17 protein-coding genes and 1 pseudogene are annotated in these 23,438 nt (G+C 44.4%); 12 read left to right on the top strand and 6 right to left on the bottom strand.

Annotated features, from left to right (window positions below):
• Window positions 1–209: 209 nt before the first annotated feature.
• The 3 genes from ACTQ53_RS01230 to ACTQ53_RS01220 all read right to left on the bottom strand — a co-directional run bounded on the left by ACTQ53_RS01230 (window position 210) and on the right by ACTQ53_RS01220 (window position 2,300).
• A complete protein-coding gene (locus tag ACTQ53_RS01230) occupies window positions 210–695 on the bottom strand; it encodes an S-ribosylhomocysteine lyase (RefSeq protein ID WP_294970831.1) in 486 nt (161 codons plus the stop codon).
• Between the two features lie 93 nt (window positions 696–788).
• A complete protein-coding gene (locus ACTQ53_RS01225) occupies window positions 789–1,487 on the bottom strand; it encodes a 5'-methylthioadenosine/adenosylhomocysteine nucleosidase (RefSeq protein WP_294970829.1) in 699 nt (232 codons plus the stop codon).
• Window positions 1,488–1,622: 135 nt separating this feature from the next.
• Complete coding sequence (locus ACTQ53_RS01220; protein ID WP_441931741.1) at window positions 1,623–2,300, bottom strand: porin family protein; 678 nt, start codon at window positions 2,298–2,300, stop codon at window positions 1,623–1,625.
• A gap of 200 nt (window positions 2,301–2,500) precedes the next feature.
• Between ACTQ53_RS01220 and ACTQ53_RS01215 the strand changes: the two genes are divergently transcribed.
• The 6 genes from ACTQ53_RS01215 (at window position 2,501) to ACTQ53_RS01190 (ending at window position 12,615) form a co-directional block, all read left to right on the top strand.
• Entirely contained in the window at window positions 2,501–5,008 is a 2,508-nt protein-coding gene (locus ACTQ53_RS01215) for a YfhO family protein (protein WP_441931740.1), read from the top strand.
• A 13-nt stretch (window positions 5,009–5,021) separates the two neighbouring features.
• Window positions 5,022–5,843, top strand: a complete 822-nt coding sequence (locus ACTQ53_RS01210) for a GSCFA domain-containing protein (RefSeq protein ID WP_441931739.1) — start codon at window positions 5,022–5,024, stop codon at window positions 5,841–5,843.
• Between the two features lie 28 nt (window positions 5,844–5,871).
• A complete protein-coding gene (locus ACTQ53_RS01205) occupies window positions 5,872–8,349 on the top strand; it encodes a bifunctional UDP-N-acetylmuramoyl-tripeptide:D-alanyl-D-alanine ligase/alanine racemase (protein WP_441931737.1) in 2,478 nt (825 codons plus the stop codon).
• A gap of 232 nt (window positions 8,350–8,581) precedes the next feature.
• Window positions 8,582–9,946: a PTS transporter subunit IIC gene (locus ACTQ53_RS01200; protein ID WP_295346780.1), complete on the top strand. Its 1,365-nt coding sequence runs from the start codon at window positions 8,582–8,584 to the stop codon at window positions 9,944–9,946.
• Between the two features lie 132 nt (window positions 9,947–10,078).
• Entirely contained in the window at window positions 10,079–11,044 is a 966-nt protein-coding gene (gene kduI, locus ACTQ53_RS01195; protein ID WP_153124438.1) for a 5-dehydro-4-deoxy-D-glucuronate isomerase, read from the top strand.
• A gap of 110 nt (window positions 11,045–11,154) precedes the next feature.
• A complete protein-coding gene (locus tag ACTQ53_RS01190; RefSeq protein WP_294970557.1) occupies window positions 11,155–12,615 on the top strand; it encodes an MFS transporter in 1,461 nt (486 codons plus the stop codon).
• 111 nt (window positions 12,616–12,726) lie between these two features.
• On the opposite strand, the gene ACTQ53_RS01185 is transcribed toward ACTQ53_RS01190, so the two are convergent.
• Complete coding sequence (locus tag ACTQ53_RS01185) at window positions 12,727–13,464, bottom strand: nitroreductase family protein (protein WP_294970555.1); 738 nt, start codon at window positions 13,462–13,464, stop codon at window positions 12,727–12,729.
• A gap of 377 nt (window positions 13,465–13,841) precedes the next feature.
• Between ACTQ53_RS01185 and ACTQ53_RS01180 the strand changes: the two are divergent.
• The 5 genes and pseudogenes from ACTQ53_RS01180 to dnaA all read left to right on the top strand — a co-directional run.
• Window positions 13,842–14,291 (top strand): annotated as a pseudogene (locus tag ACTQ53_RS01180) (adenosylcobalamin-dependent ribonucleoside-diphosphate reductase); the annotation flags it as partial.
• A 91-nt stretch (window positions 14,292–14,382) separates the two neighbouring features.
• The gene (gene folB / locus ACTQ53_RS01175) at window positions 14,383–14,760 is read left to right on the top strand and encodes a dihydroneopterin aldolase (RefSeq protein ID WP_441931735.1); all 378 of its coding nucleotides are present in this window, start codon (window positions 14,383–14,385) and stop codon (window positions 14,758–14,760) included.
• Window positions 14,761–14,814: 54 nt separating this feature from the next.
• Complete coding sequence (locus ACTQ53_RS01170) at window positions 14,815–16,068, top strand: N-acetylmuramoyl-L-alanine amidase (RefSeq protein WP_441931734.1); 1,254 nt, start codon at window positions 14,815–14,817, stop codon at window positions 16,066–16,068.
• A gap of 2 nt (window positions 16,069–16,070) precedes the next feature.
• On the top strand, window positions 16,071–16,970 hold the full coding sequence (locus tag ACTQ53_RS01165) for an MlaD family protein (protein ID WP_441931732.1): 900 nt from the start codon (window positions 16,071–16,073) through the stop codon (window positions 16,968–16,970).
• 311 nt (window positions 16,971–17,281) lie between these two features.
• Window positions 17,282–18,700 carry a chromosomal replication initiator protein DnaA gene (gene dnaA / locus ACTQ53_RS01160; RefSeq protein WP_294970547.1) on the top strand — a complete coding sequence of 473 codons (1,419 nt, stop codon included), beginning with the start codon at window positions 17,282–17,284 and terminating at the stop codon, window positions 18,698–18,700.
• A gap of 130 nt (window positions 18,701–18,830) precedes the next feature.
• Here dnaA and pnuC read toward each other — a convergent pair whose 3' ends face one another.
• Window positions 18,831–19,433, bottom strand: coding sequence for a nicotinamide riboside transporter PnuC (gene pnuC / locus ACTQ53_RS01155; RefSeq protein ID WP_441931730.1), 603 nt, complete (start codon window positions 19,431–19,433; stop codon window positions 18,831–18,833).
• Window positions 19,434–19,475: 42 nt separating this feature from the next.
• Complete coding sequence (locus ACTQ53_RS01150; RefSeq protein ID WP_441931728.1) at window positions 19,476–21,836, bottom strand: TonB-dependent receptor; 2,361 nt, start codon at window positions 21,834–21,836, stop codon at window positions 19,476–19,478.
• A gap of 253 nt (window positions 21,837–22,089) precedes the next feature.
• On the opposite strand from ACTQ53_RS01150, the gene ACTQ53_RS01145 reads away from it, so the two are divergent.
• Window positions 22,090–23,322: a RagB/SusD family nutrient uptake outer membrane protein gene (locus ACTQ53_RS01145; RefSeq protein WP_441931726.1), complete on the top strand. Its 1,233-nt coding sequence runs from the start codon at window positions 22,090–22,092 to the stop codon at window positions 23,320–23,322.
• The last annotated feature ends 116 nt before the right edge of the window (window positions 23,323–23,438 follow it).

Genomic DNA, 23,438 nt, shown 5'->3' with positions numbered 1-23,438 from the left:
TGTTAGTTATTGTCGTTATTGGTGATTGTCGTTAATATATATTATCTTATGCAAAGATAATGCAAACGAGCGCAATGAAAGCTTGCTTTCAAATTGCCGAGTGTAGCTTATCTTATGCAAAGATATGAGTTTTCGGAAAAGTTTCAAAACTTTTCTGGTTAATTAAATATAAACGCCCGCAATTTGTGGTTGCGGGCGTTCATCTATGATTAATCCTGTGTAGGATAAATCAAGTTAGCTTCAGTGATACAGTTGAGCACCTCTTCGAGATATTTCTTCGATTCGTACTTAGCCATAGGCAGGTCGTGGAGCAGATAGTTGCCGCAATCCTTGGCTGCCTGTCCAGGAATTTCGCCTTCGAAATCGGCAATGAACTGGAAGGTGCGCTTCATCAGTTCTACGATGTCCTTGCTCTCCAGATCGCCCTTGATGAGGAGGTAGTTGCCGGTAAGGCATCCCATTGGTCCCCAATAGATGATGCGGTCTTTCCACTCCTCGTCGTTACGCAGGTAAGTGGCAGCCAGGTGCTCGATGGTATGGATGGCACCGTTGTGGAGACAAGGCTCCTGGTTAGGCACCTTCATGCGGATATCGAAAGTGGTGACTACTTCTCCGCCTACCTCGTCCTTGCGGCTTACGTAGATGCCGCGGAGCAACTTGTTATGATTGATTGTGAAACTTGGAATCTTATTCATTTATAATTTATAATTAATAATTTACAATTTATAATTAAGCCCGTACCTGAAAAGCAATTGAATTCTTCATTCTTCACTTTTCGTTCTTCACTTCTAAAGGCTCTCCAGGAATGCCTTGGTGACATTGAATGAGCCTTCTGCCATTTTAGCCCAGAAGTCGAAGTACTGCTGTGCCTTGGTATCCTTCAGAGGAACATCGCTGATGATGCGGAAGGAGATGAAAGGAGTCTTGTAGATGTGGCAGGTCTGTGCGATAGAGCAGCTTTCCATATCCACAGCCATGGCATGAGGGAAATGTTCCAGGATGGAGCGCATCTTCTCCTTGCTGTCTACAAACCATTCGCCGCTAACAATCTGTCCGGCATGAATCTTCGGATGCTGGTTGGCGGGCAGTTCATTGATGGCAAGTGCTTTCTCCACATACTCCTTTGGAGTCTTGAAGGTGGCTGGCATACCGAGAATCTGTCCAAACTCGCATTCATCACCGCAGTAGGCATCGTGATAAACACAGTTGGTTGCCACTACTACTTCAGTAACATTGAGGTTGATGTCTGCACCGCCAGCCACTCCCGAAGAAATCACGAGGTCCGGGTGATAATTATCAATCATTTCCACCGCTCCGATGGCGCTGTTCACCTTTCCTATGCCGCACTGCTGCATCACCACCTCGTTCTCGCCGATTTTTCCGATGACGAAGTCCTTATGATTCTTTCGCTCTGTCTGCGATTCTGTCAATAATGTCTTGAGCTGCGTGAACTCCTTGTCCATCGCAACGATAATTCCTATTCTCATACTGATTTATTTCAAATTTGGGTGCAAAGTTACAAAATAAATCCCATAAAAGAACAATTCCCCACCTATATTTTATAACAGGCAGGGAAATGTATATCAAGTTTTAACTACAAAACGTATGGTTGTTTTCTTCTGTTAGAAATTTACGCCAAAATTGAGCATGACGGCTCTGTTGCGTGCCTTGTCAAATGTATCGTGGCAGATGTTGGCAAGACCGAGGTCGTAGGTGAGGTCGGCATAGAACATGTCGTAGCCGATACCGCAACCGATGCGGAGACCGCCATCCAGGCGACGGAAGTTGTTGCTTCGGAATGAACTCTGAGCCTCGCGCTCAGCAAAGTTCTTGATCTTGCCACCCACGCCTGCTGCAAAATATCCACCGGCAAACGGCTCTATGGTTAAGTCATCATCTATCTCATATTTAAATTTTACTACTACCGGAATCTCCAGATAGTTGAGGTCGTAGGTCATCTTCTTGCCTCCGCCTAAGGATTTCTTTCCACCTTTTTCTATATAATAGAGACCAGTCTCCAGATAGAGTGGGTCAGAATAGGTAAGCGGGAAGCCGGCTACAACACCTACGTTGAGACCTGTCTGCCAGTCGCCACCATCGAGACGGCTGTCGTCAGAAGTGATGTATGAGAATCCGGGTCCGATGCGGATGCCGTAATAGGTATCGACGCCCTTATTGTTGGATCCATAGTCGAGATGCCCCGTCTTCTGGTTATAATATTTACTGTGCTTGTAATTCTGTGCAGTAGATGGGATGACTGCCATCAGCATCGCCATCAAGATAAATACGATTTTTTTCATAATCTTACTCATTTTATGTTTATGGGTGCAAAGGTATGGCTTATCGGCAGATAAACCAAGATAGTTTCCCTAAAAGTTAGGGGGAAACCCCTATTGTGACTTTTCTTCGATAAAAAAAGTAAAAAGTTTCTTCTTTTATTTTGTAGTGTCTTCGATTTGTGCTAACTTTGTCCCCAAAATTATAAACGTTTATAGAAAATATGAAATTTTTGAAGAAGTATCTACTGGATATTCTGGTAGTAATTATTTTTGCGGTAATCTCCTTCGCCTACTTCATGCCAGCTGACATGGACGGACGAATCCTGTTCCGTCATGACTCTGCGGCAAGCAAGGGACTGGGACATGAGAAGGAACTTTACCAGCAGCAGACTGGCGAGACTACTCGCTGGACCAACTCTGTATTCGGCGGAATGCCAACTTATCAGATGTCGCCTTCGTATGGCAGTACCAAGGTGCTCGACCAGGTAACTAAGGCTTATCACCTGTGGCTGCCAGATTATGTATGGTATGTATTCGTATATCTTCTTGGCTTCTACATCATGTTGCGTGCTTTCGATTTCCGACAATCGCTGGCGGCATTGGGTAGTATCATCTGGGCATTCTCGTCCTACTTCTTTATCATTATCGCAGCCGGTCATATCTGGAAGGTATGGGCACTGGCTTATCTGCCTCCTATGATTGCGGGAGTGGTGCTGGCTTATCGCGGCAAGTATCTGAAAGGTTTGCTCCTGACAGCCATCTTCTCGGCTTTCGAGGTGAACGCCAACCACGTGCAGATGACTTATTACTATCTCTTCATCATCCTCTTCATGGTGATTGCCTTCCTGGTAGAAGCCATTCAGAAGAAGCAGCTGGCTCGTTTTGGCAAGGCTACAGCGGTATGCGCAGTGGGTGCCCTCATCGGTATCTCGCTCAACCTGTCCAACCTTTATCATACCTGGCAGTATGGTCAGGAAACCATGCGCGGAAAGAGTGAACTGGTCAAGAAAAACTCTGCTAATCAGACCAGTAGCGGTCTGGATAGAGACTATATCACTCAGTGGAGTTATGGTATTGACGAGACTTGGACGCTCCTGGTTCCAGATGTCAAGGGCGGTGCTTCCGTGCCTCTTGCCCAAAACGAGAAGGCAATGGAGAAGGCAGACCCTAACTTTGTTCAGATTTATCAGCAGCTGGGTCAGTACTGGGGTAATCAGCCTGGTACCAGCGGTCCGGTATATGTTGGAGCATTCGTATGTATGCTCTTTATCCTTGGGCTGTTTATCGTAAAGGGTCCGATGAAGTGGGCTTTGCTCGCTGCCACCATTCTGAGCATCCTGCTCTCATGGGGTAGAAACTTCATGCCGTTCACCAATTTCTTCCTGGATTATATTCCGATGTATGCCAAGTTCCGAACGGTGGCTTCCATCCTCGTTATCGCCGAGTTTACCATTCCGCTGCTGGCGATGATGGCGTTGAAGAAGATTGTGGATGAACCGGAAGTGCTGACTTCTAAAATTAAATATGTATACGCCAGCTTTGGTCTGACTGCAGGTTTCTGCTTGCTCTTTGCCATCATGCCGAGCGTATTCTTCCCTGATTTCGTCTCTGCCCAGGAGACTCAGGCGCTGCAGCAGTTGCCTGCTGAATATCAGGGTCCTATTATCAGCAATCTGGTAGAGATTCGCAAGAGTATCTTTACTTCTGATTGCTGGCGTTCGTTCTGGATTATCGTTATCGGTTCAGCCTTCCTGCTGCTTTATAAGATGAAGAAGCTCGGTGCAGAATTCATGATTGCCGGTATCGCCGTGCTCTGTCTCGTGGACATGTGGATGGTGAACAAGCGTTATCTCTATGACGATATGTTCGTGGACAAGGTAGAGCGTGATGCTCCTCAGCAGATGACAGAGACCGATAAGATCATCTGTCGCGATAAGGCACTCGACTATCGTGTGCTCAATCTCGCATCGAATACCTTCAATGAGAACGAGACTTCTTATTATCATAAGAGTATCGGTGGATATCATCCAGCTAAGTTGCGCCGTTATCAGGAGATGATTGATGCTCACATCGCTCCTGAGATGCAGAAGACAATGAAGGCTGTGGCTGAGGCTGGCGGTGATATGACCAAGGTGAATGGAGATAGTATCTTCCCTGTATTGAATATGCTGAATGCCAAGTACTTCATCATGCCTTTGCAGGGCGGTCAGACTGTTCCTGTTCAGAATCCATACGCCTACGGCAATGCCTGGTTTGTTGACGAGGTGAAGTATGTGAACAATGCCAACGAGGAAATCGAGGGCGTGGGCAAGGTGAACCTCCGTCATGTAGCCGTGGCTGATGCCAAGTTCAAGGAGCAGCTGAATCAGAGTGTAAAGCAGGATGATACTTCGGTTGTGAAGATGACTGCCTATAAGCCAAACAACTTGACTTACGAGGTGAAATCGACCAAGGGTGGTGTTATCGTATTCTCTGAAATCTATTATCCGGGTTGGTCTGCTACCGTAGATGGGGAGCCTGTAGAACTCGGTAGAGTAGACTATATTCTCCGTGCGCTCAATGTGAAACCGGGTAACCATAAGGTGGTACTCGATTTCCATCCACAGTCGCTCAAGAATACAGAGACTGTAGCATACGTAGGTTATGGCGTTCTTGTACTCCTTATTATAATAGGTATAGGAGTGGAAGTCAAGAAACGCAAGAAGAATACTGAAGTAGTTAAGGAATAAAGGAGTAGAAGAGATGCTGTTTCGGACAGAAATCGATATTCCTAAGGCTGACTTTGAGATACAGCCGGCAGAGCAAATGCTCTTTGTGGGCAGTTGCTTTGCCGATAATCTGGGGCGCAGATTTGTAGAGAATCGCTTCCGGGCTACGGTGAATCCTTTCGGAGTGATGTATAATCCGGCTAGTATTCTTCATACGGTGGAGAAGAGCCTGGATGTTCATCCACGGGTTGCGGTCTTTACGTTGGGGACAAACCATGTGTATATATTGAAGGAGACGGGCGAAATAGTGGACAACTGCCAGAAACGCCCACAGCGTCTTTTCGAAGAAAGGGAACTGAGCGTGGATGAATGTGCGGACTATCTGCAAAAGGCGATAGATTTGCTGAAGGCAGAAAGAAAGCAAACTTCATCAGCAGACGGTGGCTTGAAGGTTATCATCACGGTGAGTCCTATCCGATATGCCAAGTATGGCTATCATGGAAGTCAGCTTTCCAAGGCTACGCTTCTGTTGGCTGCCGATAAGCTGGTAAAGGCGAATCCGGGAGTGGTGAGCTATTTCCCGGCTTACGAAATCATGAACGATGAACTTCGTGATTATCGCTTCTACAAGGAAGACATGCTGCATCCGAGCGACCAGGCTGTGGAGTATATCTGGGAGAAATTCCGGACAGTATACTTCGGAAAAGCAGCCGAGCAGTTTCTGGAAGACTGGAGACCCATCCGGGAAGCGCTAGGGCATAAACCCTTCAATCCTGATAGCGAGGAACACAAAAAGTTCATCGCCAGGACGGAAGAAAGGAAAAGAGAATTTGAGGAGAAGTATCTTCTCTTATAAAATATAGAATCATTAAAGTATTAAGACAATGACATATACTATTGAAAAGGTAACCACACTGATAGGTGCGCGTCGCTATGGAGACAATGATACCAACATCGGTTTTATCCTGACCGATAGTCGTTCACTTTGTTTCCCAGAGGAAACTCTATTCTTTGCGCTCAAGTCGGAGCGTAATGATGGTCACAACTATATACCTGAGCTGTATCGCAGAGGTGTGAAAAACTTTGTGGTGACTGATGTTCCTAAGGGGTACGCTTCTGATTATCCGGAGGCAAACTTCCTGAAGGTTGTCAATACGCTGGAGGCTTTGCAGCGTCTGGCTGAGCGTCATCGTGATGAATTCAATATCCCTATCGTGGGGATTACGGGTTCCAACGGCAAGACCATGGTCAAGGAGTGGCTCTATCAGCTGCTCTCACCAAGTATGTTCGTTACCCGCAGTCCTAGAAGTTACAATTCCCAGATAGGTGTGCCATTGTCTGTCTGGTTAATGAACGAACAGACTCAGGTGGGCGTGTTCGAGGCTGGTATCAGTCAGCCAGGTGAGATGCTTGCCCTCCGCGACATCATCCAGCCTACCATCGCTGTTCTTACCAATCTAGGTTCTGCCCATCAGGAGAACTTCTCTTCCCTGGAGGAGAAGTGCCGTGAGAAGCTCATCCTCTTCCATGATGCTGATACCGTGGTTTATGATGGAGATAATGAGGTGATTACCAAGGTGGTGGCTGAATATCCTGATTATAAAGGTGAAAAACTCTTCTGGTCGCTCAAGAATCCTGAGGCTCCTTTCTTTGTCAAGAGCATCGAGAAGCAGCAGAGCGTGAGCGTCATCACCTATATATATAAAGGTGAGGTGGATAGTTTCTCCATCCCATTCATCGATGATGCTTCTATCCAGAACTCTATCATCAGCGCTGTGGTGGCTTCTAAGCTCGGAATCTCTGCTGAGGATATTGATAAGCGTATGGCGAAACTCGAACCAGTGGCTATGAGACTGGAAGTGAAGGTGGGACAGCACGGATGTACTCTTATCAACGACAGTTACAACAGCGACATCAATTCGCTTGACATTGCTCTCGACTTCATGAATCGTCGTCCGGATCATCGTGGACGCCGTCATACCTTGATATTGAGCGATATCTATCAGAGCGGCCAGACTCCGGAGGCGCTATATAAAGAAGTGAGCGATCTCGCCCGCAAGCGTGGAGTTGTGAAATTCATCGGTATTGGTCCTGAACTCTGCAAGCAGCATGATATTATTCAGATTTCTGAAAAGTTCTTCTTCCAGGATGTAGAGGAATTCATAGCCAGCGAGGTCTTTGCTTCCTTGCGTGATGAGGTCATTCTGCTGAAGGGCGCTCGCCAGTTTGGTTTTGATCAATTGACCGAGTTGCTGGTTCAGAAGGTGCATGAAACCACTCTTGAGGTGAATTTGAATGCAGTGGTAGCCAACTTGAATTACTATCGTGCCTTTATGAAGCCAGAGACAAAGCTTGTCTGCATGATTAAGGCTGACGGTTATGGAGCTGGAGCTGTTGAAATAGCAAAGACTTTGCAGGATCACCGTGTAGATTATCTGGCTGTGGCTGTTGCCGATGAAGGTGTAACCCTGCGCAAGAACGGAATCACCAGCAATATTATGATTATGAATCCGGAGATGACCGCCTTCAAGACCATGTTCGATTATGACTTGGAACCAGAGGTTTACTCATTCCGTTTGCTCGATGCACTGATTAAGGCTGCTGAGAAGGAGGGAGTAACAGGATTCCCTGTTCATATCAAGCTGGATACAGGAATGCACCGCATGGGCTTTGATCCGGAAAACGATATGGAGGAATTGATCGGCAAGCTGAAGCATCAGAATGCCATTATCCCTCGTTCTGTGTTCTCTCACTTCGTGGGAAGTGATGATGACAGCTTCGATGACTTCTCTGCCCATCAGTTTGAACTCTTCGATAAGGGAAGCAAACAGTTGCAGGCTGCCTTCGACCATAAAATTCTGCGTCATATCTGTAATTCTGCAGGTATCGAGCATTTCCCGGAGCGCCAGTTGGACATGTGCCGCCTAGGTCTTGGACTTTATGGAATCAACTCCCGCAACAATAAGACAATCAACTGCGTGAGTACCCTGAAGACTACCATCCTGCAGATGCACCATGTGAAGGCGGGAGATAGTGTAGGTTACAGTCGCAAGACCATTCTTGATAAGGATAGTGTGATTGCAGCCATTCCTATCGGTTATGCCGATGGCTTGAACCGCCGACTCGGCAATCGACATGCTTATTGCCTTGTCAACGGTCAGAAAGCTGATTATGTAGGCAACATCTGTATGGATGTGGCGATGATAGATGTGACAGGCATCGACTGCAAGGAAGGTGATTCTGTGGAAATCTTCGGAGAGCATCTTCCTGTTCAGACGCTGAGCGATATTCTGGAAACTATTCCTTACGAAGTTCTGACTACCATCAGCAACCGAGTGAAGAGAGTTTATTATCAGGACTAGGAAGTGAAGAACGACGTTCAATTCGTCAATAAATCGTGCAAAAACGGATAAAAATCGATAAATCCCATCCAAAAAGCTCGGATGGGATTTTTTTTTAAGTAATATTTTCCATCAAAACGTATTGAATATGAAGAAAAAAGTGTATCTTTGCAGCCAACAAATCATCTAAAAACAGGTGGAGGTGCACTTTTGGTGTATTTTCTTAACTATTTAACAAATTCAAAAAGTAATAATGGAACAGGTATTTAGCTATATCATCAGTCTGGGTGCAAGCGTGATGATGCCTATCATCTTCACGGTTATAGGACTATGTATTGGCATGAAATTCGGAAAAGCGTTGAAATCGGGACTCTTCGTAGGTGTGGGTTTCGTGGGTTTGGGTGTGGTCACTGCTTTGTTGACTACTAACTTCAATGACCCGCTGAAGGCTATCTCCGACATCTATCACCTACAGTTGAACGTGTTTGACATGGGTTGGCCTGCAGCAGCTGCCGTAGCTTATAATACAGCAGTGGGTGCTCTGATTATCCCAATCTGCTTGGGTGTCAACTTCCTGATGTTGATAACCAAAACCACCCGTACGGTGAACATCGATCTTTGGAACTACTGGCACTTTGCATTTATCGGTGCCGTGGCTTACTTCGTAATGGGTGAAAGTTTGCTTTGGGGATATTTTGCAGCCATCGTCTGCTATATGATAACATTGGTATGTGCAGACTTCACTGCAGAAAAGTTCCAGAAGTATTACGATTTGGATGGTATCTCTATTCCGCAGCCATTCTGCCAGAGTTTCATGCCATTCGCCATCATCTTCAATAAACTCCTGGATATGATTCCTGGTTTCTCTAAGCTTGATGTTGATGCAGAGGGATTGAAGAAGAAGTTTGGCGTGCTCGGCGAACCATTGGTTCTCGGTGTCATCGTAGGTGCCTTGATTGGTTGGGCTGCACAGCTCGATATCAAGAAGATTCTCTTCCTCGGTGTAACCATGGGAGCAGTGATGGAGCTGATTCCTCGTATCACCTCTTTGTTTATCGATGGTTTGAAGCCAATTTCTGAGAAGACTCAGGAGTTGGTAAAGACCAAGTTCAACGGTAAGAAGGTTCACATCGGTATGAGTCCTGCCTTGGTGATTGGTCATCCTACGACCCTGGTAGTATCAGTCATTCTGATTCCTGTCATCTTGGCTATCGCTGTATTCTTGCCAGGCAACCAGTTCTTGCCATTGGCATCATTGGCAGGTATGTTCTACCTCTTTCCAATGATATTACCATTCACCAAGGGAAATGTGGTGAAGACTCTTATCATTGGTTTGATAGCCCTCATCATCGGTCTCTACTTTGTAACCGATATGGCTCCAGACTTTACAATGGCAGCCAATCAGGTTTATGCAGCTACTGGTGATAATGCCGCTCATATTCCTAACGGATTTTCGGGTGGTGCACTCGATTTTGCTTCATCTCTCTTTGGATGGGTCATCTATCGTGGCGTGAAGCTTTCATACATCGGTATGGGTGTGCTTACCATCATCACTATCGCCTTGTTGGTTCTCAACCGTCAGCGCATCGTGAAGGAAGAGAGAAAGGTAAAAGGGTAAAAAGGTAAAAGGGTAAAAAGGTAAAAGGGTAAAAAGAACCTTAACCCCTTCCTCCCTCTTTGCACCCCCCGTTCCCAGCGATTCCATCGCTGGTCCCCTAAAGATAAAATATCAATAATAAACAAGATAATTATGAAGAAATTAACATTAATATTAGCAGCAATGGTATTAACAGCAAGTCAGGCTTTTGGCCAGTGTGGTAAGTGTGGATACGAGGTAAAGGCAGAAAATGCCTACACCAACTACAACGTTCGTTATGCTAGCAACCCAATGGATGCCAAGCATTACACAACAGACCGCCTTCGCAGCGAGTTCGCTATCGAGAAGGTATTCGCTCCAGGTGAGGTAAACTGGACATACACTATGTTCGACCGTTTCCTTATTGGTGGTGCAGAGCCAACAACTGCTCCTTTGAAGCTGACTTCTATCGCTCCTCTTTATACAGATAAGCCAAACGATCAGAAGAATCTGCTCGACAACCGTGAACTGGGTATCATCAACATCGGTGGTGAGGGTACTGTTACCGTAGATGGCAAGAAATATACTCTTGGTTTCCAGGAGGCTCTCTATGTAGGTCGTGGTGCCAAGAACATCGAGGTAAGCAGCAAGGATGCAGCTAAGCCAGCTAAGTTCTATATGAACAGTGCTTGCGCTCATCAGACATTCCCAAACAAGAAGGTGACTCTGAAGGATGCCAACAACATCAAGGCTGGTAGCTTGAAGGAGAGCAATGACCGTGTTATCCATCAGTTGATTATCGATGGTGTGGCTGGCGTTCGTACTTGCCAGCTGCAGATGGGTGTAACAGAGTTGAAGGAGGGTTCTGTATGGAATACCATGCCTGCTCATACTCATCTCCGTCGTATGGAGACTTATCTTTATTATAATGTACCAGAGGGACAGAAGATTCTCCACGTCATGGGTGAACCACAGGAGACACGTCCAATCTGGTTGAACAACGAGCAGGCAGTTATTGCTCCTGAGTGGTCTATCCACTGTGCAGCAGGTACCAGCAACTATACCTTTATATGGGGTATGGCAGGTGAAAACCTTATCTATAACGATATGCAGGTAGTGAAGATTCCTACATTGGAATAATAGAGTGAGAAATATTGGCATAACCTGGCTTGAAGATACAAGCCAGGCTTTGCCGTCTAATAACTGGAATAAATAATAAATATAAAAATAACGCTTAAAAACTTAGACAAATGAGTCCTATTTCAACGAGTAAAATGTCCAACTTCCGTTGGGTTATCTGTGCATTGCTTTTCATTGCTACCACAGTCAATTACATGGACCGTCAGGTTCTGTCATTAACATGGAAAGACTTCATCGCTCCAGAATTCCACTGGACTGATGACGACTACGGTACGATTACTGGTCTTTTCTCTATCTTCTATGCCATCGCTAACCTCTTTGCTGGTAAGTTCGTGGATTGGATGGGAACCAAGAAAGGTTATCTCATTGCCATCTTCGTATGGTCAACAGGTGCCGTTATGCATGCAGGTTGCGGTTGGGTAGCTATGCAGATAGAGGGTTACGATTCTATCGAGGCACTCCGCATGGTACAGGCTGGTAGCGATGCAGCTGTTGCTATTGCTACCATCAGCGTATGGTTGTTCCTCTCTTGCCGTTTAATCCTTGCTGTGGGTGAGGCAGGAAACTTCCCTGCTGCTATCAAGGTAACGGCAGAGTTCTTCCCAAAGAAGGACCGTGCTTTCTCTACTGCCATCTTCAATAGTGGTGCATCTGTAGGTGCCTTGGCAGCTCCAGCTACTATTCCATTGTTGGCTCGCAGCATGGGCTGGGAGTGGGCTTTCATCATCATCGGTGTGCTCGGTTATGTATGGATGGGTCTCTGGATATGGCTTTATGAGAAGCCATCAAAGAGTAAGCATGTGAACAAGGCTGAGCTTGCTTACATTGAACAGGATGAAGATCTCGATAAGGTTGAGACTGAGAATGCTGAGACTACTGAAGAGGAGAAGACCATCGGCTTCCTCAAGTGTTTCAGCTATCGTCAGACATGGTCATTCATCGTTGGTAAGTTGATGACTGATGGTGTTTGGTGGTTCTTCCTCTTCTGGGCTCCAGCTTACTTCTCAGATCAGTATGGTTACTCTTCTGACTCTGGTATGGGTATTGCCCTTATCTTCACTCTCTATGCGATTGTAACCGTATTGAGTATCGGTGGTGGTTACTTGCCAACCTACTTTGTTGACAAGAAGGGTATGAATCCATATATCGGTAGAATGCGTGCGATGTTGATCTTCGCTTGCTTCCCATTGCTTGGTCTGATTGCTCAGCCTATGGGTGAGTACAGTGCATGGTGGCCAGCTATTATCATTGGTTTGCTCGGTGCTGGTCATCAGGCTTGGTCAGCTAACCTCTATTCTACCATCGGTGATATGTTCCCTAAGTCAACTGTTGCTACAATCACTGGTATTGGTGCAATGGCTGGTGGTATCGGTTCTTTCCTTATCAACAAGGGTTCTGGTATGCTCTTCACCTACGCAGAGGGGCAGGGTTCTGCCTTCAGCTTCATGGGATTTGACGGCAAGCCTGGTGCTTACATGATTGTATTCTGCATCTGTAGTGTTGCTTACCTCGTTGGTTGGTGCATCATGAAGGCACTGGTTCCTAAGTACAAGCCAATCGTTGTAGAATAATGAAAAGGTAAAAAGGTAAAAAAGTAAAAGGGTAAAAAGGTAAAAAAAGCACCTCGCTGGCTAACATTCCGCTAGGCTTTTTTACCTTTTTACCCTTTTACTTTTTTACTTTTAAATAAATCCTTGCTGTTTGAGGGCATCCAGGAATCCTACGCTCATCGCTTCACAGTCTTTCTTGGTATAGCGGATGTCTGTGAAAACTTGGGCGAGAGTCTCTACATTGTTGATGCGGACAAATTCCTTGTTCTCTTCCAGAGATTCCTTTTCTGAATAGAAATCATCTATTTTTTCTGGAGTGTAATCTTCAAAGGTCTCATTGTGAACGATGCTGCGTAATGGCAGACGGTCGGTTTGTGCAGGATTTTCATCTGGCCAGCCGATGGCTAATGTAGCTACAGGCATTACGAGCTTAGGAAGCTTCAAGGTATCAATAATCATCTTTGGCATATAGACCGTTGTACCTAGAAAGCAAGTACCCAATCCAGCCTCTTCTGCCAGATTGGTAAATGTCTGGGTGAAGAGGAGAGCATCTGTGGCTGCATTCATGAAGGAGAGAATGTTGTCGTAGCCAGGAGTTCCCTTGCGGTTTTCTGCCCATAGGGTGGTGCGACGATAATCGGCACAGATGGTGAGTACAACGGGAGCACCTGTCACCATCGGCTGGTTGAAATGAGCTGGAGCCAATGCCTTCTTGCCTTCCTCGCTACGGGTAATGACAACGCTGTAAAGCTGAAGATTACCCATGGTTGGGGTACGCATTGCATCTTCCAGCAATTGATTCAGAAGTTCGTCAGAAACTTCCTTCGTTGAATATTTTCTAATGCTTGTTCTGTTCTTGATTGATGTCATAACTTTCCTATTTATGTTATTATACCTTATTATATATAGTAGCTCCGTGTTGTTTTAGAGCCCTATTTTGATGCAAAGTTAGTGAAAGTTTTCCTAAATGGTACATATCTTTTATATTTTTAGTGAAATATATGGTAAAACGTTTCATATTTTAGAAATAAAATCTTAATTTTGCACCATAATATTAAACGTTTGATAGAATGAATAAAGAAAATACAAATTTTGAAGAGGCTACAAAGGTCTTGCTAGATGAGTTGAAAAACAATTTAGCTGCTCTTCATAAACAATATGAAGTGCGTCCGGCTGAATGGAGCAAGATGCATGATCAGCTGTTGAAAGTAGTTTCTGAGGAAACTCAAATTCCTTATGTACCTGAAGAGGTGGTAGAAGTGCGTCCTAGAGAATTGGAATGTGATGTCGTAAGATATCAGAATAATAAGGAAAAGTGGGTGGCTCTTGTTGGATTGCTCAATGGACATCCTTATGAAATCTTCACCGGCTTGCAGGATGAGGATGAAGGAATCATGCTCCCTAAGTCTGTTACTAAGGGTAAAATCGTGAAAACCGTTCTTGAGGATGGTGTGAAGCGTTATGACTTCCAGTTTGTCAACAAGCGCGGTTATAAGATGATTATTGAAGGTCTTAGTGAGAAGTTCAACCCTGAATACTGGAATTATGCTAAGTTGATTTCTGGTGTATTGCGTTATCGAATGCCTATTGAGCATGTAATCAAGCTTGTGAATCAGCTTCAGCTTACCTCGGATAGTATCAATACCTGGAAGAAAGGTGTAGAGAAAGCCCTCAAGAGATATCTCAATGATGGGAGTGCCTTTGATAGGGGGGACGACGACATGGAGGAAGAGGCTTAATGCTGAGGTCTATTGAATCAGAAGACTAAACTATTTATGAAATAAAACTATGTCTGTTAGTAGTAGGATTTATTTGAAGAATGCTCGTTTTCATGCTTATCATGGCGTGTTGCCGCAGGAGAGAACTGTCGGCAACAACTATGTGGTGAATCTAGTCGTAGATTATGATTTCACTGATGCTATGGAAACGGATGAACTGTCTACTACCATTAATTATGCAGAATTGTATGAAATCATCAAAGAGGAGATGGCTATACCAAGTAAGCTGCTGGAACATGTAGCGGGAAGAATCGGTAAAAGACTCTTTTCTGTATTTTCCGCTATTCGTCAAATACAACTGGCTATTACTAAAGAGAATCCTCCTTTTGGAGCTGATTGTGACGGTGCAGGAGTTGAAGTTGTATTAACAAATGATAAAACTTACTAGTTAGTTTAGGTTTTCTGATAATAAAGTAGTAATTTTGCAAAGTCATCAGAAAGTATGTATAAAAAAATAACACTGATATGGGTGGTATTGTGGATGTTGGCAATGACTTCGTTTGCTGCCAATAGAAACTTTACACTTGTGATAGATGCAGGACATGGTGGTCATGATGCGGGTGCGCGTGGAGCTATTTCCATGGAAAAGAATGTCAATCTGTCTGTGGCGTTACAATTCGGCAGATATGTAGAGAAGTATATGCCAGAGGTAAGAGTGATTTATACACGTAAAACAGATAAGTTTGTCTCTTTGATAGAACGTGCCAATATAGCTAATCGTGCCAATGCAGACCTTTTCATCTCTGTGCATACCAATGCTTTGCCTGCAGGTAAGATAGCACGTGGATTTGAAACCTATACGCTCGGTATGCACCGTGCCAAGGATAATCTTGATGTGGCTATGCGGGAGAACTCTGTAATTTCGATGGAGAAGGACTATAAGCAGACTTATCAGGGATTCGACCCGAAATCTTCGGAGAGTTATATCATCTTCGAATTCATTCAGGGCAAGAATATGGAGCGCAGTGTAGAGTTGGCAAGAATGATTCAGCGTAAGGTTTGCGATAATGCCAATCGTCCTGACAAGGGGGTGCATCAGGCAGGTTTCCTGGTGTTGCGTGAAACATCTATGCCAAGTTGCTTGATTGAGTTGGGATTCATCACAACGCCTGATGAGGAAAGAATTCTCAATAATTCTGATCGTGTTAATGATATAGCGAAATCTATTTATGATGGTTTTGCTCAATATCGAAATAAATATGATAAGAGGGTCACTGTACCTTATCGCCCATTACAATCTGGTGATGTAGAGGAATTGAAGGAGCAAGAATCTCAACATCAAGTTGAACCTCAGAGAAAAAATGAAGCTCAGAAGAAGGTAGAAGTTCTGAAAAAAACAGAAGATCTAAAGAGAACTGAACCTCAGAAAAAGGCTGAAGTTCAGAAAAGAGTAGTAGCTCAGAAAAAGCCAGAGCCAAAGGATGCTCCTGTTTTCAAGCTTCAAATCTTCGTGAGTGACCGAATCCTGCGCAAGGGAGATGCCCATTTCAAGGGCGAGACTGATTATGAATCATTCAGGGAAGGTAATCTGGTGAAGTATACCATGGGTGCCTCTTCTAATTATAATGAGATATATCGTTTGCGTAAGAGTTTGCAGGAAAAATTCCCTGAGGCTTTCATCATCGCTTTCAAAAATGGACAAAAGTATGATGTAAATCAGGCGATACGTGAATTTAAGCAGAATAAAAATAGATAAAAATGAAACTGACAAAGGAAATAAAGATAGCGCTGGTTGCTGTTGTAGGTATTTTGATTATGTATTTCGGAATTAATTTTCTGAAAGGTATCAATCTGTTTTCTACCAACAATGCCTATTATATGACGTTTGATAACATTCAGGGATTGGGCGCTTCTACGCCTATCTATGCGGATGGTTACAAGGTGGGTACTGTGGATGCCATCAGTTACGACTACAAGGAAAACGGACCTATCAGAGTGACGGCTGATATTGTCAAGGATCTGAGGATTCCGGCTGGTAGTCAGGCTGAGATTTCTAAAGATATGATGGGCAACCTTCAGGTGAACCTGCTCCTGGCTAATAATCCACGTGAGCGTATTGAACCTGGTGGAACTATTCCAGGCTCTATCAATGCAGGTATCATGGGAAAGGCTGAGCAGCTTATTCCTGTTATGGAAAAGATGTTGCCTAAGCTCGATTCAATCTTGACTAGTGTGAATGCTCTCCTGGCAGACCCTGCTTTGGCAGCTACACTTCATAACGCTGAGACCATTACCAGCAACTTGACAGTTTCTACTCGAGGGTTGAATACCTTGATGGCAGGTTTGAACAAGCAGATACCAGGTATGATTGGTAAGGCGAATGGCGTGCTCGATAATACCCATAAATTGACAGCCAATTTGGCTGCTTTGGATGTACAGGGGACATTGAACAAGGTGAATGCTACTTTGGAAAATGCACAGCAGTTTACTGAGAAGCTGAATAGCAATAAGGGAACTCTCGGTTTGTTGATGAATGATACCCAACTCTATGAGAATTTGAACTCAACCATGGGGCATGCAGATTCATTGATGATAGATCTGAAGGCGCATCCTAAGCGCTATGTGCATTTCTCAATATTTGGAAAAAAAGATAAGTAAACTTGATTTTACTTATATAAATATTATCTAAATAATAAAATAGATGTTTCACGCCCCGATATAACTGCCAAACTGTTTGTTTGTTAGCTATTTCGGGGGTGTTACATAAATGTTTCACTGCAAGAATATTAACGATTGTGGATAACTCTGTAAAATGCAGAGCATCAACTGGTTACATTTAATGTATTAAAATTAATTAAATGGGGAGATTTGCTGTTCTCCTTTTTTTTTCTTAATTTTGCAACTGATTTCGCATCTTTAGTGGTGTGAACACAATCAATATCTAAAAAATAATTAATATAAAATAGTCAATGTTAGCAAGTCCGAAAGCGCTTTGGGATAATAGTCTTTTGCTTATAAAGGATAATGTGTCAGAGCAGCAATATAATACATGGTTTAAGCCAATAGTCTTTGAGTCGTACAAGCCATCGACAAAGACTTTGTTGGTGCAAGTTCCAAGTCCGTTTGTTTACGAATACTTGGAACAGAACTATGTTGGCTTGTTGAGTAAGGTGCTACATCGCAATTTTGGTGATGGAATCCGACTCACTTATCGTGTTGTTACCGATAAGGAACATAAGATTGCACAAGATTTAGAGGCTGATCCTGCTGACGAAGAGGTTGCTGAGCGCAACAGAAAAGCGAAGCAGGCTCAAGCCCAAGGTGTCGTTCCTGAGGCTCTTCAGCAGGATGACATTGATACCCAGCTCGATCCTAAGCTTACATTCAATAATTATGTAGAGGGTGAGAGCAATAAGTTGCCTCGTTCTGTGGGATTGTCTATTGCTGAGCATCCTAATACCACTCAGTTCAACCCTATGTTCATTTATGGTCCATCGGGAAGTGGTAAGACGCATTTGGTGAATGCTATCGGTTTGAAGGCAAAGCAGATATATCCTCAGAAGCGTGTGCTTTATGTCAGTGCCCGTCTTTTCCAGACTCAGTATACGGATGCTATCTTGCATAATTCCAGCAATGATTTCATCAATTTCTATCAGTCTATTGATATTCTGATAGTGGATGATATTCAGGATTGGGCAGGAAAGGCTAAGACATTGAACACTTTCTTCCATATATTCAATCATCTCTTCCGTAATGGCAAACGCATTATCTTGGCGAGCGACCGTCCACCGGTGGAGTTGAAGGATATGCCAGACCGCTTGATTACCCGTTTCTCTTGTGGCTTGGTATGTGAGCTTGAAAAGCCAAATGTGGAGTTGTGTGAAGATATTGTCAGCAACAAGGTTCGTCGCGAAGGTTTGAAGATTCCTAATGATGTTGTGGCCTTTATTGCTCAGACCTGCAATGGCAGTGTGCGTGATTTGCAGGGTGCTATCAATGGTCTGTTGGCTTATAGCATCGTGTACAACAGTCATATTGATATCCGATTAGCTGAGCGTGTTATCAAGCGTGCTGTGAAGGTAGATGATAAACCACTCACAATTGATGACATCGTCGAGACCGTATGTAACCATTATAATGTAACTGTTACGGCTGTGAACAGTAAGAGCCGTAAGCGTGATTATGTGGTGGCACGACAGGTAACTATGTATTTGGCGCAGAAATTTACCAAGATGCCTGCTTCACGCATCGGCAAACTCGTTGGTAATCGCGATCATAGTACAGTTATCCACAGTTGTTCCAAGGTTGAAGAACGATTGAAGGTTGATGCTGCATTCAATGATGAAATCAATAGTATTGAGAACGGATTGAAGATAAAAAAAGGTTAGAAATGCACGGAACCTTGGTATAGTGGTTCTGTTTATATAAATGAAATAAAAGGAAGTCGAGCTTTTTGTATATGCTCAGGCTTCCTTTTCCTGTTTATTTGCTTTGAACTTTAAACTTTGAGCTTTATGATTAGTTTTCTTTTTGCTCTTTTTTCATCATCTTTTTCCATTTGAAATATCCGGCTACGGCGATGATGACGTAGAGACCATAGAGCCCCGCCTTGAATGGGATACCTTTTACTATATAGAGATAGCAGCAAACGGCATCTACAAGAATCCAGAAGAACCATTGTTCTATGTATTTCCGTGCCAAGGCCCACAGACCCACAAAGCTCAGGGCATTGGTGAAGCTATCCTGCAATGGTACCGTGGAGTTGGTAAAGATAATCAGAATATAATAGGTGATTCCCCATGCTGCCAGAAAGAAAATAGCGGTAGGGAGATAGAGCGATTTTTTCATATAAGTGATCGGAAGCTCTTCTTTTTCTGTCTGGTTGTGTTTCTTGCCGAATTTCCAAACAGCATAGCCATAGACGGCTGCCACCGTATAATATACTGCCATACCTGCATCGCCATAAAGACCATGGCTCCAGTATAGCCAGACATCCAGAGCCGGCATGATGATGCCCACTGCCCAAAGCCAGATGCTGGCACGGTACTCCAGCAAGATGTAAATCAAGCCGAGTACCGTGGTAAAGATGTCTAAACCATGTGATGCAATATAATCCATCATGATGTTTTAGTTTTTGAATCTACTTTCTAGAAACCGTGATAATTAGAACTTCAATGTTACATGTCCCATTACAGTGGTGCCTGCCATAGGAATATAGCTAATGGCACTGAGGCGGTGATCCTGAGTGTAACCGGCACTCTGACTTACCGCATTGTACCATACGGAACCGCTCGCTGCGTAATGACGGTTGAAGATATTGTTGATATCAAAACCGAAAATCATCTGCTTGATTCCCAGCTTCTTAGCTACATTTGTCTGATAGTTGAGGCTCAGGTCGCTCTGTGAATAGCAAGGCAATGAACGGTCTTTGCTCTCAGAATTGTCGAGATACTGACTGCTTACGAAGTTGGTGTGCCAGGTTGCTGAGAATCCGGCATAGTGCAGGTCGATGAAACCATTCAGAATAGCTGATGGAGAATATGACAAGGTTGAATTGTCGTAGTGTATCTTCAATGCATCACCATCCCAATTATCTACATACTCATCGAAATCCTTGATTTTGTTCTTGCTCAAAGCAGCATTTCCCTCCAAGGACAACCATGACAATGGTGCCCAACCTGCTGTCAACTCAACGCCCATGCGATAAGAATCTTTGATATTGGTAGTCAATGGCTCACCGATTTCGCTCAACTGTCCGGTTTGAGCAAGCTGGTTGTCGTAATCCATGTAGTAGAAGTTGGCACCTGCATGCCAGTTGCTTCCCTCATACTGATAACCGAATTCCACATCGAGTAACTTCTCCTGTTTAGGGAAAGGATAGTTGAGGTTGTCGGTATAGTTGTTGCGCTCCGGCTCACGGTTGCTGTAAGCTACGGAAGCGTAAGCCTTATGACCGTCCTTGTTGAAGCTGATACCTGCCTTAGGATTGAAGAAATTGAATTTCTCGTCGATGTTCAACTCCTGATTCTTGTAGCTGCCGTCTTTCTGAGCGATAAACTTATCGTTGATACCATCAGTCTTGTATTCCACACGGCGGTATTGCAGGTCTGCGAATGCATTCCAGTAGTCTGCAAAGCGATAGCTTGCCTTGATGAAGGCGCTGTAGTCGTATTTGTGGGCATCAGAATCATAGTACTTATACTTGCCGTTGCTGCCGAGGAACTGCTTCTCTGCATCCTGATTGGCGATATAAGTAAGATATCCCCAGTGGTTGCCACGGAACTGCTGGAGGTTCAAGCCGCCGATTACGTCCCAGTGTTCATCCTTATAGTTGGTGTTATATACCATGCCGTAGGTGTTCTGGGTCAATCCCTTCTTGCGGATGAAGTCAGATTTCTTAACCTTGTTGCCCTCTGCATCCTTGTAAACTAGTCCGAACTTGGCAAACTTATACTGATTCTTGAACTCCTTGTAGTAGCCGTAACCATAGGTATAGTGCAGGGCGATGTTGTGGCTCCAGTGGCTGTTAGGAGTCCAGGCTGCAGAGAGAATATTGTGGTTCTGATAGAAATTATCCGTAGTTTTCTCCCATTTGTTGCCGTTTCTGAGGGTATATGGCTTGATGTTATAATCGCCCTTTCCATTGCGCACCAAATCGCCAGTCAGGACATTGAATTTCCCCAGTCCAGCCTCGTACATATCCTTGTATGTGCGTATTCCATCATCCATCAATGTGAAGTTGGTATTGTAGTCGCCTCCCAACACGCCATTCCATGCCTGTCCGGTCTTCTCGAAGTTGCCGATGTTCTTATAGCTGATCTTGAAGTTATCTCCTAACCAGGTCAGTCCACCATAGTAAGAGCCGGATCTGCCGTCTGTTCCGTCGATATAGCCATCTGTGGCAGTCTCATGATAAGCACCGTCAAAAACCAGGTGGTTGCCCATCAGTCCGGTAGCGAAGCTGACGCCCGTATTGTAAGTGTTGTAAGTACCGTAAGAACCAGTTACTTCTGCCATAGGAGTGAGTGAAGGAGCAGCTGTAGCCATAGAGATGCTGCCGCCGAAAGCACCATCGCCGTTGGTAGAAGAACCTACGCCACGCTGCACCTGAACACTGCCCAGGAGCGAAGCATAACTGTTCATGTTAGCCCAGAAAACGGTCTGGTCTTCAGGAGAATTGAGAGCCACGCCATCGAGTGTCACGTTGATGCGGCTTCCTGCAGCACCACGGATACGCATGTAGGTAGTACCGGTTCCGATACCATTTTCGCCCCACGCCAGGATACCTGGTGTGCGAGAAAGGAGGAAAGGCAATTCCTTACCTGTAGAGGAAAATTGTTGGAGTTCTGATTTCTTGATGTTGGCAATGGCGTATGGAGCTTCTTTTGTGGCACGTACGCCTTTTACGATTACTTCATTCAAATGTTGCACCTTCAAGGTGTCGATTTTTGTCTGTGCCAGTGCAGCTTGGCTTGCCAAAGAGCAAAATGCTACACCGAGTGTGATCCCGTTGAATCTTTTCATTTATTTAAATTAAAACCTTTATATAAGGGGCATTCGTGTAAAGCTACCCCTTCGTCAGCGCTCTGCTAACTGGATGCAAAGTTAGCAATAATAACCGAAAGCGCAAAATTTTCGTAAGTTTTTTCAAGGTTTCAGTCTTTATATCATTCTTTTTTATTATATTTGCAGCTGTAATTGTATTGAACCTAAATAAAACGAAGATATGGTCAAGAATATTTGTCGTCTAAACCTTTGGGTCTTCTTTTTGGGGACTATGCTAGCATTCTCTTCGTGTCAGAATGAGCAGCAGAAGAATCTGCTCAGCGAGGATGCTATCAATGGTTCTGTGTCCGATATTTATTCCAATGCCGTAGCGCCCCTATATGATTATATGGACAAGGATAGCCAGGAAACTTCTTATGCCGACCCGCTTTACCATGTCTGGGAATATATCTATCAGGGTATTTCTCTTGCCAATCATTCCCTTGATTTTATTGATGATAACGCCTCGCTGATTACTGCCGACCACAAAGACCGGTTGAAGGCTGAGGTCCGAGCCATCAGAGCCTTGCTTTATTATGAGGCGATGGATAAGTTTGGGCGTATTCCGGTGGTTTTGTCTTCGGAAGAATCTGCTATTTATGCCTCTGCAAAGTCCGATTCCACTGCTTCCTTTACTGATGTCTATCTTTCTGCTCAAAGTGAGAGGAGTGAGGTCTTTCAGTTTATTTTCAGTGAGTTACAGCAGGTTTTGCCTTATCTCTCCGCTCAGCATAGCGGTAAGGAGGGCAGTTTTTTCGGTCGCATTACGAAACCGGTGGTCAACTATCTGCTGGCAAAGATGGCTTTGAATGCAGAAATTTATACTTTTGATGATTGGACCAAGGGTTATAAGAAGCGTCCAAGGGGCCGTAATATTGATTTTATGGTTCAGACAGCCGATGGTGCCTCCCTGCTGAATGACCTCAAGGCGAGCGAGAATCGCAGCAAGAAGCTGAATGCGTGGGAAACCTGTATTTACTATTGTGATGCTCTGGCTGCTGAGGGATATTCCTTGGACGAGGATGTGATATTCTGCAGTACCGACAGCCGTACAGAGCTTCCTAGCCGTACCGGCACCCCAGTTGCGCGTTTCCTGTTCCGTTATACGGATGTTTTGCTGATGAAGTCAGAGGCAAATATCCGTAATGGTGAGGATGGCAGAACCGAACTGAATATGGTTCGCGCCCGTCAAGGCAAGCCTGCCCATAGGGCTACGCTCAATCGTATTCTCGAAGAGCGTCTTGCCGTATTGTCAAGAGAAGATATTCATCGTCAGGACCTTATCCGCTTTGGTATGTTTACTGATGCCTTCAATCTCTATCCATATCTGAAAGGCAAATCGTCCGTTTATATCACCGTTTTCCCGATTCCTCAGAAATGTATCGATTTAAATCCTAAGTTGGTACAGAACAAGGGATATGAAGAAGAAGGTTCATCTGCTTATAAAACAATGCGTTATGACTAATGGTGAGTGAAACGCCGTGTGGTTGGAATAGCATTTTTTATAAATCCAGCAACGCAGCGTTTCACAGCGTCGCTAGATTTATTTTTTTATTTCCTTTGGATAGCAAATTGGTTTAC

The sequence above is a fragment of the Prevotella sp. Sow4_E9_plate genome (assembly GCF_052116205.1).
In the GTDB taxonomy this organism is placed as follows: Bacteria; Bacteroidota; Bacteroidia; order Bacteroidales; family Bacteroidaceae; genus Prevotella.
Note: the sequence above shows the minus strand (reverse complement) of the source record. Positions and strands in the feature narration are given on the sequence as shown.